This is a genomic window from Streptococcus oralis (assembly GCF_019929345.1).
Classification (GTDB): Bacteria; Bacillota; Bacilli; order Lactobacillales; family Streptococcaceae; genus Streptococcus.
Map to the genome: position 1 here is coordinate 1 of NZ_JAHZPJ010000007.1, position 16,082 is coordinate 16,082.

The window sequence follows — 16,082 nt, forward strand, 5'->3', positions numbered from 1 at the left end:
TATCTTCATAACTCAATTTCATAATAAAACACCCCAAAAGTTAGATTTTTTCTGTCTAACTTTTGGGGTGCAGTTCAATAAATTAGTATAATAAAATAAAAAGCACCGAATCGGTGCGCACTTTTTCAAGTTGTGTACGGACAAAAGCCTTATTTTAACTTGCTGTGTTGTTTCGAATAGTTCCAACAATTATATTATATACCATTCTTTTAAAAATAGCAAGAAAAAATCTATATAAAATAGAATAACATTTTATTTTACAACTATAAAAAAATTATATTGAAAGCGTTTTATAATTCGTTGCTTTTAATAGCAAAAAGATATATAATTTAGTTAAAGTTAATATATTAGCATTTGCTGATGCGACTCTAAAATTACAATAGAATGGAGAGAAATAGATGACTAAAAAACCTTACTCTATCGGACTTGATATCGGGACAAACAGCGTCGGATGGGCCGTCATTACAGATGACTATAAAGTTCCATCGAAAAAGATGAAAGTTCGGGGTAATACTGATAAACACTTTATCAAGAAAAATCTCATTGGGGCTTTATTATTTGATGAGGGGGCTACTGCTGAGGATAGACGTCTCAAACGAACAGCACGTCGTCGCTATACTCGTCGGAAAAATCGTCTTCGCTATCTTCAAGAAATCTTTTCTGAGGAAATGAACAAGGTGGATAGTAGTTTCTTTCATCGATTAGAGGACTCCTTTTTAGTTCCTGACGATAAGAGAGGTAGTAAGTACCCTATTTTTGCTACCTTGGCAGAAGAAAAAGAATACCATAAGCAATTTCCAACTATCTATCATTTGAGAAAGCAACTGGCAGAGTCAAATGAAAAAGCAGATTTGCGTTTGATCTATCTAGCTCTTGCTCACATGATTAAATACCGCGGACATTTTTTGATTGACGACCCCAAGTTTAAAGTTCAAAATAATGACATCCAAGGACTGTTTGAAAAATTCGTTGAAGAGTATGATAATGTTCAAGAAACCTCCCTTTCCAAAATCAAACTGAATGTCACAGAAATTCTAACTGCTAAAATCCCTAAGTCCGAAAAACAGGAACAACTTCTTAAGAACTACCCAAGTGAAAAGAAGAATACCTTATTTGGTAATTTAATTGGACTAGCTCTAGGATTGACACCTAATTTTAAAACAAATTTTAGCTTAGAGAACGATGCTAAATTACAAATATCATCGGAGAGCTATGAAGAAGATCTTGGAAATCTCCTTGTACTAATCGGAGAAAATTTCATCGAACTCTTTTCTGCAGTGAAAAATCTAAGTGATGGTATCTTATTAGCAGGTATCGTTTCAGATGAATCACCACATGCGCCTTTATCAACAAAAATGGTCATAAGAGTCAAAGAACATGAAGAAGACCTAGTCGCTTTAAAACAATTCATCAAAAACAATCTTCCAGAAAAATATGATGAAGTTTTTTCTGACCAATCTAAAGACGGGTATGCTGGGTATATCGATGGCAAGACCACTCAAGAAGCATTCTACAAATATATCAAAAATCTTCTCTCTAAATTCGAAGGGGCAGACTATTTCCTTGATAAAATTGAACGCGAGGATTTTCTAAGAAAACAGCGCACCTTTGATAATGGTTCTATTCCTCATCAAATTCATCTTCAAGAAATGAATGCCATTCTCCGTCGGCAAGGAGAACATTATCCATTTCTGAAGGACAATAAAGAAAAGATAGAGAAAATCTTGACTTTCCGTATTCCTTATTACGTTGGCCCGTTGGCTCGTGGCAATCGTGATTTTGCTTGGCTTACTCGAAATTCTGATGAAGCAATTCGACCTTGGAATTTTGAAGAAATTGTTGATAAAGCAAGCTCTGCAGAAGACTTTATCAATAAAATGACTAACTACGACTTGTATCTACCAGAAGAAAAAGTTTTGCCTAAGCACAGTCTGTTGTATGAAACATTTGCTGTCTACAATGAATTGACAAAAGTAAAATTTATTGCAGAAGGGTTGAGAGACTATCAATTCCTTGATAGTGGGCAGAAGAAGCAAATTGTTGATAGATGTTTCAAAGAAAAAAGAAAAGTAACTGAAAAGGACATTATCCATTATCTACACAATGTTGATGGTTACGATGGAATCGAACTAAAAGGAATTGACAAACAATTTAACGCTAGTCTTTCTACTTACCATGATCTGCTCAATATTATCAAGGATAAAGAGTTTATGGATGACCCTAAAAATGAAGAGGTTCTTGAAAATATCGTCCACACGCTAACTATCTTTGAAGATCGTGAGATGATTAAGCAACGCCTTGCTCAATATGACTCCATCTTTGATGAAAAAGTGATTAAAGTACTGACTCGTCGACACTATACTGGTTGGGGAAAACTCTCTGCAAAGTTGATTAACGGCATCCGTGATAAAAAAACCGCCAAAACGATTCTTGATTATCTGATTGATGACGATTACAACAATCGTAACTTTATGCAGTTAATAAAGGATGATGACCTTTCTTTCACTGAAATTATCAAAAAAGCACAAGTTGTGGGTGACACAGAAAATTTACGACAAGTTGTTCAAAATCTTCCTGGAAGTCCTGCAATTAAAAAAGGAATTTTACAGAGTATAAAGTTAGTTGATGAACTTGTAAAGGTTATGGGGCACGATCCTGAATCCATTGTGATTGAAATGGCTCGCGAAAATCAGACAACTGCCAAAGGGAAAAAGAATTCCCAACAAAGATATAAACGCATTGAAGATTCACTGAAAATCTTAGCATCTGGACTTAACTCCAAAATTCTAAAAGAACATCCAACAGATAATAACCAACTTCAAAATGATCGCCTCTTCCTCTACTATCTCCAAAATGGAAAAGATATATACACAGGGAAACCTCTTGATATCAACCAACTGAGCAGCTATGACATTGACCACATCATCCCGCAGGCCTTTATAAAAGATGATTCTCTTGATAACCGTGTCTTGACTAGTTCAAAAGAAAATCGTGGTAAATCTGATAATGTTCCTAGTCTGGAGGTTGTTCAAAAAAGAAAAGCTTTTTGGCAACAATTGTTGGATTCTAAATTGATTTCAGAACGTAAATTTAATAATTTAACCAAAGCTGAACGCGGCGGACTAGATGAGCGAGATAAAGTTGGTTTTATTAAACGCCAACTAGTTGAAACACGGCAAATCACAAAACATGTTGCACAGATTTTGGATGCCCGCTTCAATACAGAAGTGAATGAGAAAAACCAGAAGATTCGTACCGTCAAAATCATCACTTTGAAATCCAATCTAGTTTCCAACTTCCGTAAAGAATTTAGGTTATACAAGGTGCGGGAAATCAATGACTACCACCACGCGCATGATGCCTATTTAAATGCAGTGGTTGCTAAAGCTATCCTTAAGAAATATCCTAAACTAGAGTCTGAATTCGTCTATGGGGACTATCAAAAGTACGATCTTAAGCGATACATCTCAAGATCCAAAGACCCTAAAGAAATCGAAAAAGCAACTGAAAAGTATTTCTTCTACTCAAACCTGTTGAACTTCTTTAAAGAAGAGGTGCATTACGCAGACGGAACCATCGTAAAAAGAGAAAATATTGAGTATTCCAAAGATACCGGAGAAATCGCTTGGAATAAGGAAAAAGATTTCGCTACAATCAAAAAAGTGCTTTCACTTCCGCAGGTGAATATTGTGAAGAAAACAGAAATTCAGACACATGGTCTAGATAGAGGTAAGCCTAAAGGATTGTTCAATTCTAATCCATCTCCTAAACCATCAGAAGGTAGTAAAGAAAATCTTGTTCCAATTAAACAAGGACTTGATCCACGAAAATACGGTGGTTACGCTGGTATTTCTAACTCATACGCGATCTTAGTTAAAGCTATTATCGAAAAAGGAGCGAAAAAACAACAAAAGACAATTCTTGAGTTTCAAGGTATCTCTATTTTAGATAAAATAAATTTTGAAAATAACAAGGAAAACTATCTTCTTGAAAAAGGATATATAAAAATTCTTTCAACTATTACATTGCCTAAGTATAGTTTGTTTGAGTTTCCTGATGGTACAAGAAGGAGGCTAGCAAGTATTCTATCAACAAACAATAAACGAGGAGAAATTCATAAAGGTAATGAATTGGTCATCCCCGAAAAGTATACGACTCTTTTGTATCATGCTAAGAATATTAATAAGGCACTCGAACCAGAACACTTAGAGTATGTTGAGAAACATAGGGATGAGTTTGCCAAACTCTTAGATTATGTACTTGATTTTAACGAGAAGTATGTTGGGGCGTTAAAAAATGGAGAGAGAATCCGGCAAGCATTTACAGATTGGGAAACAGTAGATATCAAAGAATTGTGTTTCAGCTTCATTGGTCCAGAAAATAGTAAAAATGCTGGTTTATTCGAATTGACATCACAAGGAAGCGCCTCTGATTTCGAATTTTTAGGAGTAAAAATTCCACGATACAGGGACTATACACCTTCATCACTCCTCAACGCCACCCTCATTCACCAATCTATCACTGGTCTCTACGAGACTCGGATTGATTTAAGCAAACTAGGAGAAGACTAATGGGATGGAGAACTGTTGTTGTCAATACGCACTCTAAACTTTCCTACAAGAACAATCACTTGATTTTTAAAGATGCCTCTCGGACAGAGTTGATTCACCTGTCCGAGGTGGATATCTTACTTTTGGAGACGACAGATATCGTACTCTCAACCATGTTGATTAAGCGATTGGTAGATGAAAATATTCTGGTCATCTTTTGTGATGATAAACGCTTGCCAACTGCATACTTAATGCCCTACTACGGTCGGCACGATTCCAGTTTGCAACTTTCTCGGCAAATCACATGGAATGAGAAGGCTAAAGCTCAAGTTTGGACGACTATTATTGCACAAAAAATTCTCAATCAGGCTTTTTATCTGGGGAGTTGTGGTTTTCTAGAAAAATCTCAGTCCGTCATCGATCTCTATCATGGGTTGGATTTATTTGATCCGAGCAATCGTGAGGGACATGCTGCTCGGATTTATTTTAATACCTTGTTTGGAAATGATTTTAGTCGTGAGCAAGATAATGATGTCAATGCTGCCTTGGACTACGGCTATACCTTGATTTTGAGTATGTTTGCGCGTGAGATTGTGCTATCTGGCTGTATGACTCAGTTTGGCTTGAAACATGCTAATCAGTTTAATCAATTCAACCTAGCTAGCGATATTATGGAGCCTTTTCGTCCGATTATTGACAGAATCGTCTATGAAAATCGAAACAGTTCTTTTGTCAAAATCAAGCGAGAACTTTTCACTATTTTCTCGGACACCTTCCACTACAATGGCAAAGATATGTACCTGTCTAATATCGTCAGCGACTATACTAAGAAAGTCATCCAAGCCCTTAATCAACCGGAGAAAGGAGTTCCTGAGTTTAGGATATGAGTTATCGATATATGCGTATGATTTTAATGTTTGATATGCCGGTTGATACTGTAGAGGAACGCAAGGCCTATCGGAAATTTCGGAAGTTCCTCATAGATGAGGGATTTATCATGCACCAATTCTCCATCTATAGCAAGCTTTTGCTCAATAACTCTGCTAATAATGCCATGATTGAGCGACTCAAGACTCATAACCCTAAAAAAGGGAACATCACTCTCTTAACCGTCACAGAAAAGCAGTTTTCTCGCATGATTTACTTAAATGGCGAGCGAAATACCAGCGTAGCAAACTCCGACGCACGTTTGGTTTTTCTAGGAGAGGAGCCTAGAGATGAAGATTAATTTCCCATTATTGGATGAACCATTGGCTATTGAAAATGCAACCTTTTTAGTGTTGGAAGACCAGTTTACCTTTTCAACTATCGTCAAGCAGTTCTACCAGTACACTGATGATGGAGAGTTAAAGTTGTTTGATAGAAATCTAAAAGCTCTGAAAGAGGCTGAGTTACTAGTGATAACGGATGTCTTAGGATACAATCTCAACTCACCCACTATGCTCAAGCTGATACATGCGGATCTTGAAAATCAGCTCAATGACAAACCAGAAGTCAAATCCATGATTGAAAAGTTAGTTGCTACGATTACAGAATTGCTAGCATTTGAGTGTTTGGAAAACGAACTAGACCTAGAGTACGATGAAATCACCATTCTAGAGTTGATCGATGCGTTAGGGGTCAAAGTGGAAACTCTAAGTGATACACCTTTTGAAAAGATGCTAGAAATTGTTCAGGTTTTCAAATATCTTTCCAAAAAGAAACTCCTTGTCTTCATCAATGCGACCGCCTATCTATCAAAGGATGAGTTAGTAAATCTGATAGAGTATATCCAACTCAATCAACTAAGAGTCTTATTTGTTGAACCTCGAAAAGTCTATGATTTTCCGCAGTATGTGCTGGATCAAGACTATTTCTTGAATCCTGAAAATATGGTATAATAAGAGTAACAATTGGAATCAGACGAACTGAAGTCTGGCTGGGACGAATGGCGCGATTACGAAATTTCGTGAGAAAAATTTTTCTACGAGGTTTTAGAGCTGTGCTGTTTCGAATGGTTCCAAAACTTCAGGGTAAAAAGTATGATAGTTTTTACTGTTTTAGAGCTGTGCTGTTTCGAATGGTTCCAAAACGAGGTGATTAGATGGCTTACTTAACTAAAGGTTTTAGAGCTGTGCTGTTTCGAATGGTTCCAAAACTAAAGCTGTGATTGAGGCATCAACCGCTGAGTTTTAGAGCTGTGCTGTTTCGAATGGTTCCAAAACAGAGTGAGAAAAGGATCTATCGAACTTGCAGTTTTAGAGCTGTGCTGTTTCGAATGGTTCCAAAACGCAAGTAACAGACAGCTGGACAGGCTTAAAGTTTTAGAGCTGTGCTGTTTCGAATGGTTCCAAAACGGGTGTTTGATTGTTCAGGTGTGGAAGTTCGTTTTAGAGCTGTGCTGTTTCGAATGGTTCCAAAACCCCTATCGGATTCTATCACTTTGCACGCTTGTTTTAGAGCTGTGCTGTTTCGAATGATTCAAACTTACATAAAAAGCTACTCAAAAAATGAGTAGCTTTTTAACTATTCCAACCCTACACATAGCTCATTCCTTTGTAGAAAAGGAAAACGGCCAATGCAATAAAAAGTACAGTGGCTCCGATTCTCTGGCTAGTACTATACATCCTTCTCTCCCCTTTGACTGGAAAGATGACTGCCAGAAAGGCCCCTCCTACTGCGCCACCGATATGCCCAGCTAGGCTGATTCCTGGGATCAGAACACTTCCAATGATATTTATCACGAAAAGTGTAAGATAGGATTGCCCCAACTGCTGGATATAGGGGTTGCGAGTTGCATAGCGCAAGACGATAATCGCAGCAAATAGTCCGTAAAGAGAAGTGGACGCTCCTGCTGCTAGGACTTTCGGTGTGAAAGCAAAAACAAAGAGATTGCCCATCATTCCTGATAAGAGATAGAGAAAAAAGAACTGTCTGGAGCCGAAAATCTCCTCCACCTGTCGTCCAAGAAAGTAGAGTGAAATCATATTGACAATGAAATGCTCCCAACCGATATGCACAAATATAGCCGAAAAAAGGCGCCAAATCTGCTCGGGGAACAGGCGAATGATCGGTCCATACATGGCTCCAAACTGAAAAAGAGTTTTTGCTTGATCAAAGTTGATACCCGTAGTAATCAGCATCAAGAGAAATACCAATGCTGTTACTAGGAGAAAGAAACTAGTCACAGGGTAACGTTTATCAAAGATTTCCTTCATAGATTAGCACCTCCTGAACGGGAATATCATGGTCTTCCGAGTTGAAATCCTGGATTTGACAAGGATAAATTGTACTTAGGCTATGCCCACCAAAATTCTCCAGATAGCGGTCGTAGTAACCTCCGCCATATCCGATCCGATAGCCCTCTGTTGTAAAAGCCAGCCCTGGAACATGAATCAAATCAATCTGAGACGGTTCCACCACTTCCAAGTCTCCTTGCGGTTCCAGTAAACCAAAGGAAGTTTTTACCAACTGCTGCGGATCATATACCACAAACTCCATGCGCCCCTTGGGATGGGTTTTGGGTATCAGAACCTTTTTGCCGTTCTTCAGCGCCCGCTCGATCAGTTCTTGCGTTTGAAATTCATGAGGAAAAGAGAGATAGGTTGCGATGGTCTTGGCTTCTTGGTAAAAGGGATGTTGTAAGAAACGCTCGGTTAAAGCTCGATCCATAGCCTGTTTTTGCTCCTGAGATAGAGCCTTCATTTCTTGCAAAATTTTCTTGCGTAGTTCTGCTTTCATAGACAACACCTCTACTCTGCTGCCTTCTTTTTCAGGAAACTATATACTGCTTCCACCCCGATGGCTAAGGCTTCTTCCTTAGGACTCATCTGAGGGTGATGAAGGGCGTAAGGACTATCGATACCTAGCCAGAACATAACGCCATCTACCTTCGAAAGGAGATAACCAAAGTCCTCACCAGTCATAGCAGGCTCGATATCAATCAACTCGATTCCGTCTTTCTCTTCAAAAAAGTCCATCAGTTCACGCGCCAAGGCTGGATTGTTCTCAACAGGCAGGTAGCCCCCTTGTTTGAGTTCCACTTCTACTTCCATACCAAAGGCTGCTGCAACCCCTTCTGCGACTGTTTTGACTCTCTTTTGCACCAAAAGGCTCATGTCCTGGGTCAAGGCACGAATGGTCCCATGCAAAAAGGCTGTATCTGTGATGATATTATTGGTTGTCCCAGCTTGGAAAAGGCCAAAGGTCACCACCGCTCCCTCGATGGGATTGACATTGCGGCTGACAACTGATTGCACCTGGGTTACAAAGTAACTAGCAGCCACCAAGGCGTCATTGGCTTCATGCGGAAAGGCTGCATGTCCCCCTTTTCCTTTGAAACGAATCTTCACCTCACAGGTCCCTGCAAAGAGCGTATGGGTATTGGTCGCGATCTGTCCAACCTTCAAATCCGGACGAACATGGAGTCCATAAAATTGGTCTGGCAACCAATTTCCAAAAGCGCCATCCTCATACATGAGCATGCCACCAGCTTCATTTTCTTCAGCAGGCTGAAATAGGAAGAGCAAATTATTCTTGGGTTGCTCCTCAAGGGCGCGTTCTAGACAGCCCAAGGCAATAGTCATATGAAAATCATGGCCACAAGCATGCATACGACCTTGATGTTGGGAAGAAAAAGAAAGGCCTGTTTGTTCGACGATAGGCAGACCATCAATATCCGTTCGCCAACCAATGGTCCGCTCCGGCTGACTCCCCTGCAGGTAGACCAAAATACCTGTCCGCCAAGTACGAACTTGAACAAAGTCCTTGCCCGTGGTCAATTTTTCAATCACATCCAACAAATAATCCTGAGTCTTGAATTCTTCCAAACCAATCTCTGGAATCTGGTGCAAATCTCGTCTAGTCTGAATCAAATCTAACATCTATCTATCCTCCGATATAGCAGAAAGAGGCTGGAAAAAGGGTCCCGCCTCTTTTTATTTTTACAAGGTACGAAGCGCATCCTCAAGCGCTGTTTTTTGTTGAGTTTGGGCATCAATCTCTTTGATGATACGAGCTGGAACACCTGCTACCACAACGTTTTCTGGGACATCTTGGGTAACGATAGCTCCTGCGGCGACAACTGAACCACTACCGATTTGGACTCCTTCGATAACCACTGCATTAGCACCGATAAGAACATTGTCTCCGACACGGACTGGTTCAGCACTAGCTGGTTCAATCACACCTGCCAAAACTGCACCTGCACCAACGTGGCTGTTCTTCCCAACGATAGCACGACCACCAAGGATGGCACCCATGTCAATCATGGTTCCTGCACCGATTTCAGCACCGATATTGATAACAGTTCCCATCATGATAACAGCATTGTCACCAATTTCCACCTGGTCACGGATAATAGCACCTGGCTCGATACGAGCGTTGATAGCACGTTTATCTAGCAAGGGAACTGCCGAATTACGAGCATCTTGCTCGACAATATAATCTTGATTTTCTACTAAACCTTCGAGAAGCGGAGCCACGTCCTTCCAGTCTCCGAATAGAACATTTCCTAGTTTGACAACAGAGCTAGGCACAGCAGTTGCGAGTTGCCCTTCAAAGGTTACTTTGACACTAGTTTTCTTTTCAGCATTGGCGATAAATTGGATAATTTCTTGAGCGTTCATTTTTGTAGCAGTCATAGGCGCCTCCTGGTTCGTTATAATGATACCTATTCTACCAAAAAAGGCTTCAAATTTGAAGCCTCAACTATCAAATAATCATCTTTACTTGGCTTGTTTTGCTTCTTCTACAGATAAGAAAATCATCGGAACGATAATCAACACCATAGCCAAGGCCAAAAAACTATCCATGACCAATCCCAGAAAAAGAACACTTAATAATGCTGAAGAAAGAGGTTCGCTAGCACTCACCACCGATACAACCAGCGGGGAAACGAGTGATACAGCCTTCATAGATAGGAAAAAGGCAAAAGCAGTGCCAAATACGGCAATCGTCAGACAAATCAGCACACTTACCAGGTCCACTTGAAAACTTATCCGATAAATAGGGTAGAGGAAATTACTAAAGAGCCCTGCCAGAATCATCCCCCAGCCAACAGTCGGAACGAAACCGTAGCGCCGTGCAAAACGCTGAGGCAGGATAACATTAAACATGACTCCTACTGCACTAAGCAAACCTGTCACTAGAGCCAAAGGTGTCATGGATAACTGGGACAAATCCCCTTTTGTAGCCATCAAAAATACACCTAGCATGGCAATCAAAACATAGAAAACAGCTGTAATAGAAGCCTTCTTCTGGTAAATGATTCGATTGTAAAACAGGATAAAAACTGGGCTGATAAATTGCAAAATGGTCGCCGTCGTCGCATTCGAATACTCAACGCAGAGATAAAAGAAAAACTGCACAGAAAAAATACCTAGAATAGCATAGGCTAAAAAAGGTAGATAATTTTTCTTATCACGCCAGATGTCCAATAATCGAGTGCGCAACTGAAAGGCTGATAGACCTAAAACCAAACTCCCCGCCACTAGTAAACGCATAGAAGTAATCCATCCAGAAGATACTGGATAATGAGTGAAAAAATACTCTCCTAAAATCCCACAAATCCCCCAGATTAGGCCTGAGAGTAACGAGTATACTGTTCCCTTAACAATCTTTTTCTGATAATGATTCATATTATTATTGTAACACGAAACCAACAAAGAAAAAAGTAGCAACAAGGGGAAATTACTAACCTTGCTACTACTCTTTCTTAGCGATTAAATAGACGTGAACGTCCTGAAGAACCACTTTGAGTACTTCCACTCGATCTTGTGCTTCCTGAGCCACTGCTTGAACTTGGAGGAGTTACTGCAGGAATGCTTCCTAGAATATTCTTCCAAGCATTTTGATAATCGGTATCGCTTCCTCCAATAGCGAAACGATAGGTGGTCACTGGGGCACCCTCTTTAGTAGCCCAGTAGCTCGTCACAGTGGAACCGGAAACGGTGACTTCTTTACCATTGATTGTGACCTTTCCAGGTTTCTCTCCTGTCGATTTGAGAACTTGTGACTTGGTCACACTTGAATCCAGATTAAAGCGCTCATTCCCCCATATTCCAGGTTCAGCTTGCTGGATAGCATTAACCAAGTGGGCCATATAGTTGGCATTGCGGTAGTGACCTGCTCCTTTGGCTAGTGGTCGGTTGTCATCGTGTCCTAACCAGCCCCCTAGAGTCAAGCGTGGCGTAGAAAGCATGAGCCACATATTTTCATCTTCATTGGTCGTACCAGTCTTTCCAATCCAGTCAGCACGAGCCAGACTTGGGTTGATAGAGGCCAAATCAGTCTGAAAGCTTGACGTAACTCGAGATGAAATAACATCACGAAGTAGACTTTGCATGATGGTCGCTGTCGCTTTTGAATAAACTTGAACAGGTTGAGTTTTATATTCATAAATCACTTGTCCAGTCGTCGATTCGATCTTCGCAATCATATGTTTCTTATGGTAGACCCCATTATTAGCCAAGGTCTGATACCCATTGGTATGCTGGGCAACTGTAACTTCAATCCCCCCACCCATCGGCAGACTTTCAATATCATATTCTGGGATTTCATAACCCATTTTTTCCATATAACCCTTGACATCAACACCCTTCTCTCGAAGTGTGCGATAAGTCCAGTAGGCTGGGATATTCCATGAATAATTGAGGGCCTCTCCCAAGGTCATCATACCTGTACCAGGACTATTGACATACATGATGGGATTGCCGTTTGAAAAGTTTGTCGGGTAGTTAGACAAGATGCTTGCGCTTCCCATCAAACCTTGATCTATGGCAATACTGTAAGCCAATATCGGCTTAGTAGTAGAAGCTGGAGAACGCTTGGTGTCAATAGCGTGATTGTTCTGATTCTCCTGATAATTACGACCACCAACAAATCCAAGAATAGCTCCCGTTTGGTTGTCCATAAGGACATTTCCTACCTCAGGCTGGCCTGTCGAATCGTCTACCAGACTACCATAATTTGCCACTGCATTCTGCATGGCTGTATGAACTTTTTTATTAATGGTAGTGGTAATTTTATAACCACCGTTTTCGATTTCCTTGACTGCCAACTCACGATAAGCCTTCTGGATAGACTCATTCTTTAGTTCTTGGGCAGATACATGATCTCTCGCAACCAGATAGTCATACATCCGGTCTGTGGCTTCTGACAAAGCCGCAAAATAAAGATAACCACGTGAAGCAGTACTTACTCTACCTGATGGTAAGAAATCTTTTCGTACATCATAAGACTTATACTGCTCATAGTCTTTCTGACTCAAAGCACCTGTTCGATACATATTATAAAGAACATCTTTCCCACGCTTCAAACCGAGTGCCATATCCTCATCACTCTTCAAGCTTCCGTCCGATTCATAAGGAGAATAACTAATCGGACTCTGTGGTAAGCCCGCGATAAAAGCCGCTTGAGGTACCGTCAAGTCTGAAGCATCAACACCGAAAATTCCTTCTGCAGCTTGCTGGGCACCTGCAATATTTTGACCTTTGTGATTGCGACCAAAAGGAGCAATATTCAGATAGGTTGTCAGAATTTCGTCCTTGCTCATGACGCGCTCCAAGGCAAGAGCATCTACGATTTCTGTCGCCTTACGAGCTAAAGTCGGAGCATCTCCAACCACCTGTTGCTTGATGACCTGTTGTGTCAAAGTTGATCCACCACTAGATGAACCCAATCCCACAAGCGTCCCTAAAGTTGCACGAATAACAGCCTTTGGAACTACGCCTTTATGCTCAGTAAAATGCTCATCCTCCGTCGCAATGATGGCTTTTTTTAGATTATCAGATATAGCATCTGATGCTACTGAAGTGCGCAATAAATCGCCCTCAATCGAAGCAATGGTGCTCCCATCAGCATAATAAATCTCCGAGATGGAAGTAATGTCTTTGACCCGATTAACCAACTCCGCTGATTGAGGGATAGAGACCTTATCAAATAAGGCGACACCATAGCCCATCGCTACTCCAGCACCAAAAAATCCAGCTATAACAGCCAAGATGAAAAGCGTATTAAAGGTCACTTTAAGGCCATTCAAAATCTTGGAAAGAGTAGATATTACTCTAGATTTACTTAAGGCACTTGAACCTGAGACTCTTTTACTTGATCTATTTTGGTTTATTACCGTTTTTACTTCATTGTTTCTTTTTTTCATGAATGTCCTCACTCTCTTTATTATACCATAAAAGGGAAACTTTCAATAAAATAGCCACTTTCTTCCCTATTCTACTAGGCTATTGTCCGAGTTTGTGATACAATAGGTAGAAACAATATTTTATAAAGGAGAAAAGACACATGCACATTTTTGATGAGCTAAAAGAGCGTGGTTTGATTTTTCAAACGACTGATGAAGAAGCTTTGCGCAAAGCCCTAGAAGAAGGTCAAGTTTCTTATTATACTGGCTACGATCCAACTGCTGATAGCCTTCACCTAGGTCACCTTGTTGCAATCTTGACAAGTCGTCGTCTGCAATTAGCAGGTCACAAACCTTATGCGCTCGTTGGCGGTGCCACAGGTCTCATCGGAGATCCGTCCTTCAAAGATGCTGAGCGTAGTCTCCAAACAAAAGACACAGTAGAGGGCTGGGTCAAGTCTATCCAAGGACAACTTTCTCGCTTTCTTGACTTTGAAAACGGTGAAAATAAAGCTGTCATGGTCAACAACTACGACTGGTTTGGCAGCATCAGCTTCATTGACTTCCTCCGTGATATCGGGAAATACTTCACTGTCAACTACATGATGAGCAAGGAGTCTGTGAAGAAACGGATCGAGACAGGGATTTCTTACACTGAGTTCGCTTACCAAATCATGCAAGGATATGACTTCTACGTCCTTAACCAAGAGCACAATGTAACCCTTCAAATCGGTGGTTCTGACCAATGGGGTAATATGACTGCTGGTACAGAATTACTTCGTCGTAAGGCTGACAAGACTGGTCACGTTATCACCGTTCCCCTTATCACTGATGCGACTGGTAAGAAATTTGGTAAATCAGAAGGAAACGCAGTCTGGCTCAATCCTGAAAAGACTTCTCCATACGAAATGTACCAATTCTGGATGAACGTCATGGACGCTGACGCTGTTCGCTTCTTGAAAATCTTTACTTTCTTGACACTGGATGAGATCGAAGACATCCGTAAACAGTTTGAAGCAGCTCCACACGAACGCTTGGCTCAGAAAGTCTTGGCTCGTGAAGTCGTTACACTTGTTCACGGCGAAGAAGCCTATAAGGAAGCCCTCAATATCACAGAGCAACTCTTTGCTGGAAATATCAAAAACCTTTCTGTCAAAGAACTCAAACAAGGACTTCGTGGTGTACCAAACTACCAAGTACAAGCTGACAAAAATCTTAACATTGTCGAAATCCTCGTATCAGCTGGTGTGGTCAACTCAAAACGCCAAGCTCGCGAAGATGTGCAAAACGGAGCTATCTATATCAACGGCGACCGCATCCAAGACCTGGACTATATTTTGGGTGACGCAGACAAGCTCGAAAACGAACTAACTGTTATCCGCCGTGGTAAGAAAAAATACTTCGTTCTTACATACTAAAAAAGCAGACTGGAGGCATTTGCCATCCAGTCCTTTTTTTGCTAGACTAAAACTATGAATACAAACCTCAAACCCAAACTCCAGCGCTTTGTTGCTGCTAGCTCCTTTGCCTGCCCCATCTGCCAAGAAAATCTGACCTTGGTCGAAACTAGTCTCAAGTGTAGCAATCGCCATTCTTTTGATCTGGCAAAATTCGGCTATGTCAACTTGGCTCCTCAGATCAAGCAATCTGCCAACTACAACAAGGAAAACTTCCAAAACCGCCAAGAAATCCTAGAAGCTGGATTTTATCAGGCTATCTTAGAAGGCATCTCAGACATACTAACGACTAAATCATCTGCCAAAACTATCTTGGATATCGGCTGTGGCGAAGGCTTCTACTCTCGTAAACTCCAAGAAACACACTCTGACAAAACCTTCTACGCCTTTGACATTTCAAAAGATTCCGTTCAAATCGCTGCTAAAAGCGAACCTAACTGGGCTATCAATTGGTTTGTTGGTGACCTGGCTCGCCTTCCTATAAAAGACACCAGCATGGATATTCTGCTTGATATCTTCTCCCCTGCTAATTATGGAGAATTTCGCCGCGTTTTATCCAAAGACGGTATCTTGATTAAGGTCATCCCAACTGAAAATCACCTCAAGGAAATCCGTCATATGGTGCAGGACCAGCTGACAAAGAAGGATTATTCTAATCAAGATATTAAGGAACATTTCCAAGAACACTTCCGTATCCAATCTCGTCAGATTGCTTCCTTAACAAAACCTATCTCGGCTGAGCAACGCCAAGCTCTGCTTGCCATGACACCCCTTCTCTTTCACGTTGATCAGAGCAAGATTGACTGGAGCCAACTGACAGAGATTACCATCGAAGCAGAGATTCTGTTTGGGAAAGCACTGTAAACAAATCTTTCAGATAAGACAAAACCCGCACCCTTGATTGAGGTGCGGATTTGATTTTTGTAAAAAAATAGTGAGTCAACTATTCTCATTTTCGCT

At 40.7% G+C, this 16,082-nt stretch carries 12 protein-coding genes and 1 CRISPR repeat array; of the genes, 6 read left to right on the top strand and 6 right to left on the bottom strand.

The genetic code is table 11. From position 1 onward, the window contains the following. Positions 1-398 precede the first annotated feature (398 nt). From cas9 to csn2, 4 genes are read left to right on the top strand one after another with little or no spacing between them, the layout of a single operon-like run. Complete coding sequence (cas9, locus tag K1I97_RS05735) at positions 399-4,571, top strand: type II CRISPR RNA-guided endonuclease Cas9 (protein WP_223331901.1); 4,173 nt, start codon at positions 399-401, stop codon at positions 4,569-4,571. After that, positions 4,571-5,437 carry a type II CRISPR-associated endonuclease Cas1 gene (cas1, locus tag K1I97_RS05740; RefSeq protein WP_223331900.1) on the top strand — a complete coding sequence of 289 codons (867 nt, stop codon included), beginning with the start codon at positions 4,571-4,573 and terminating at the stop codon, positions 5,435-5,437. Before cas9 ends, cas1 begins: the two co-directional genes overlap by 1 nt. Continuing rightward, positions 5,434-5,778, top strand: a complete 345-nt coding sequence (gene cas2, locus K1I97_RS05745) for a CRISPR-associated endonuclease Cas2 (protein ID WP_002876413.1) — start codon at positions 5,434-5,436, stop codon at positions 5,776-5,778. Before cas1 ends, cas2 begins: the two co-directional genes overlap by 4 nt. Then, complete coding sequence (gene csn2, locus K1I97_RS05750) at positions 5,768-6,430, top strand: type II-A CRISPR-associated protein Csn2 (RefSeq protein ID WP_223331899.1); 663 nt, start codon at positions 5,768-5,770, stop codon at positions 6,428-6,430. Before cas2 ends, csn2 begins: the two co-directional genes overlap by 11 nt. A gap of 90 nt (positions 6,431-6,520) precedes the next feature. Continuing rightward, positions 6,521-7,018: direct repeats of the CRISPR family, unit length 36 nt; unit sequence GTTTTAGAGCTGTGCTGTTTCGAATGGTTCCAAAAC. 48 nt (positions 7,019-7,066) lie between these two features. On the opposite strand, the gene K1I97_RS05755 is transcribed toward csn2, so the two are convergent. The 6 genes from K1I97_RS05755 to pbp1b all read right to left on the bottom strand — a co-directional run bounded on the left by K1I97_RS05755 (position 7,067) and on the right by pbp1b (position 13,686). After that, positions 7,067-7,747 carry a rhomboid family intramembrane serine protease gene (locus K1I97_RS05755; RefSeq protein ID WP_223331898.1) on the bottom strand — a complete coding sequence of 227 codons (681 nt, stop codon included), beginning with the start codon at positions 7,745-7,747 and terminating at the stop codon, positions 7,067-7,069. Next, entirely contained in the window at positions 7,731-8,270 is a 540-nt protein-coding gene (locus tag K1I97_RS05760; protein WP_223331897.1) for a 5-formyltetrahydrofolate cyclo-ligase, read from the bottom strand. Before K1I97_RS05760 ends, K1I97_RS05755 begins: the two co-directional genes overlap by 17 nt. Before the next feature lie 11 nt (positions 8,271-8,281). Beyond that, positions 8,282-9,412 (bottom strand): N-acetyldiaminopimelate deacetylase, encoded by a 1,131-nt coding sequence (locus tag K1I97_RS05765; RefSeq protein ID WP_223331896.1) that lies wholly within the window; start codon positions 9,410-9,412, stop codon positions 8,282-8,284. Between the two features lie 60 nt (positions 9,413-9,472). Beyond that, complete coding sequence (gene dapD / locus K1I97_RS05770) at positions 9,473-10,171, bottom strand: 2,3,4,5-tetrahydropyridine-2,6-dicarboxylate N-acetyltransferase (RefSeq protein ID WP_223331895.1); 699 nt, start codon at positions 10,169-10,171, stop codon at positions 9,473-9,475. 84 nt (positions 10,172-10,255) lie between these two features. Continuing rightward, a complete protein-coding gene (locus tag K1I97_RS05775) occupies positions 10,256-11,167 on the bottom strand; it encodes a DMT family transporter (RefSeq protein WP_223331894.1) in 912 nt (303 codons plus the stop codon). Positions 11,168-11,244: 77 nt separating this feature from the next. Then, positions 11,245-13,686, bottom strand: a complete 2,442-nt coding sequence (gene pbp1b / locus K1I97_RS05780) for a penicillin-binding protein PBP1B (RefSeq protein WP_223331893.1) — start codon at positions 13,684-13,686, stop codon at positions 11,245-11,247. A 140-nt stretch (positions 13,687-13,826) separates the two neighbouring features. Between pbp1b and tyrS the strand changes: the two genes are divergently transcribed. Next, a complete protein-coding gene (gene tyrS / locus K1I97_RS05785) occupies positions 13,827-15,083 on the top strand; it encodes a tyrosine--tRNA ligase (RefSeq protein ID WP_223331892.1) in 1,257 nt (418 codons plus the stop codon). A 54-nt stretch (positions 15,084-15,137) separates the two neighbouring features. Then, positions 15,138-15,986 (top strand): putative RNA methyltransferase, encoded by an 849-nt coding sequence (locus K1I97_RS05790; protein WP_223331891.1) that lies wholly within the window; start codon positions 15,138-15,140, stop codon positions 15,984-15,986. Positions 15,987-16,082 lie beyond the last annotated feature (96 nt).

Coding starts and splice junctions, on each gene's coding strand:
- cas9 (WP_223331901.1), top strand. CDS start 399: ATGACTAAAAAACCTTACTCTATCGGACTTGATATCGGGACAAACAGC.
- csn2 (WP_223331899.1), top strand. CDS start 5,768: ATGAAGATTAATTTCCCATTATTGGATGAACCATTGGCTATTGAAAAT.
- cas1 (WP_223331900.1), top strand. CDS start 4,571: ATGGGATGGAGAACTGTTGTTGTCAATACGCACTCTAAACTTTCCTAC.
- cas2 (WP_002876413.1), top strand. CDS start 5,434: ATGAGTTATCGATATATGCGTATGATTTTAATGTTTGATATGCCGGTT.
- K1I97_RS05775 (WP_223331894.1), bottom strand. CDS start 11,167: ATGAATCATTATCAGAAAAAGATTGTTAAGGGAACAGTATACTCGTTA.
- K1I97_RS05760 (WP_223331897.1), bottom strand. CDS start 8,270: ATGAAAGCAGAACTACGCAAGAAAATTTTGCAAGAAATGAAGGCTCTA.
- tyrS (WP_223331892.1), top strand. CDS start 13,827: ATGCACATTTTTGATGAGCTAAAAGAGCGTGGTTTGATTTTTCAAACG.
- K1I97_RS05755 (WP_223331898.1), bottom strand. CDS start 7,747: ATGAAGGAAATCTTTGATAAACGTTACCCTGTGACTAGTTTCTTTCTC.
- K1I97_RS05790 (WP_223331891.1), top strand. CDS start 15,138: ATGAATACAAACCTCAAACCCAAACTCCAGCGCTTTGTTGCTGCTAGC.
- K1I97_RS05765 (WP_223331896.1), bottom strand. CDS start 9,412: ATGTTAGATTTGATTCAGACTAGACGAGATTTGCACCAGATTCCAGAG.
- pbp1b (WP_223331893.1), bottom strand. CDS start 13,686: ATGAAAAAAAGAAACAATGAAGTAAAAACGGTAATAAACCAAAATAGA.
- dapD (WP_223331895.1), bottom strand. CDS start 10,171: ATGACTGCTACAAAAATGAACGCTCAAGAAATTATCCAATTTATCGCC.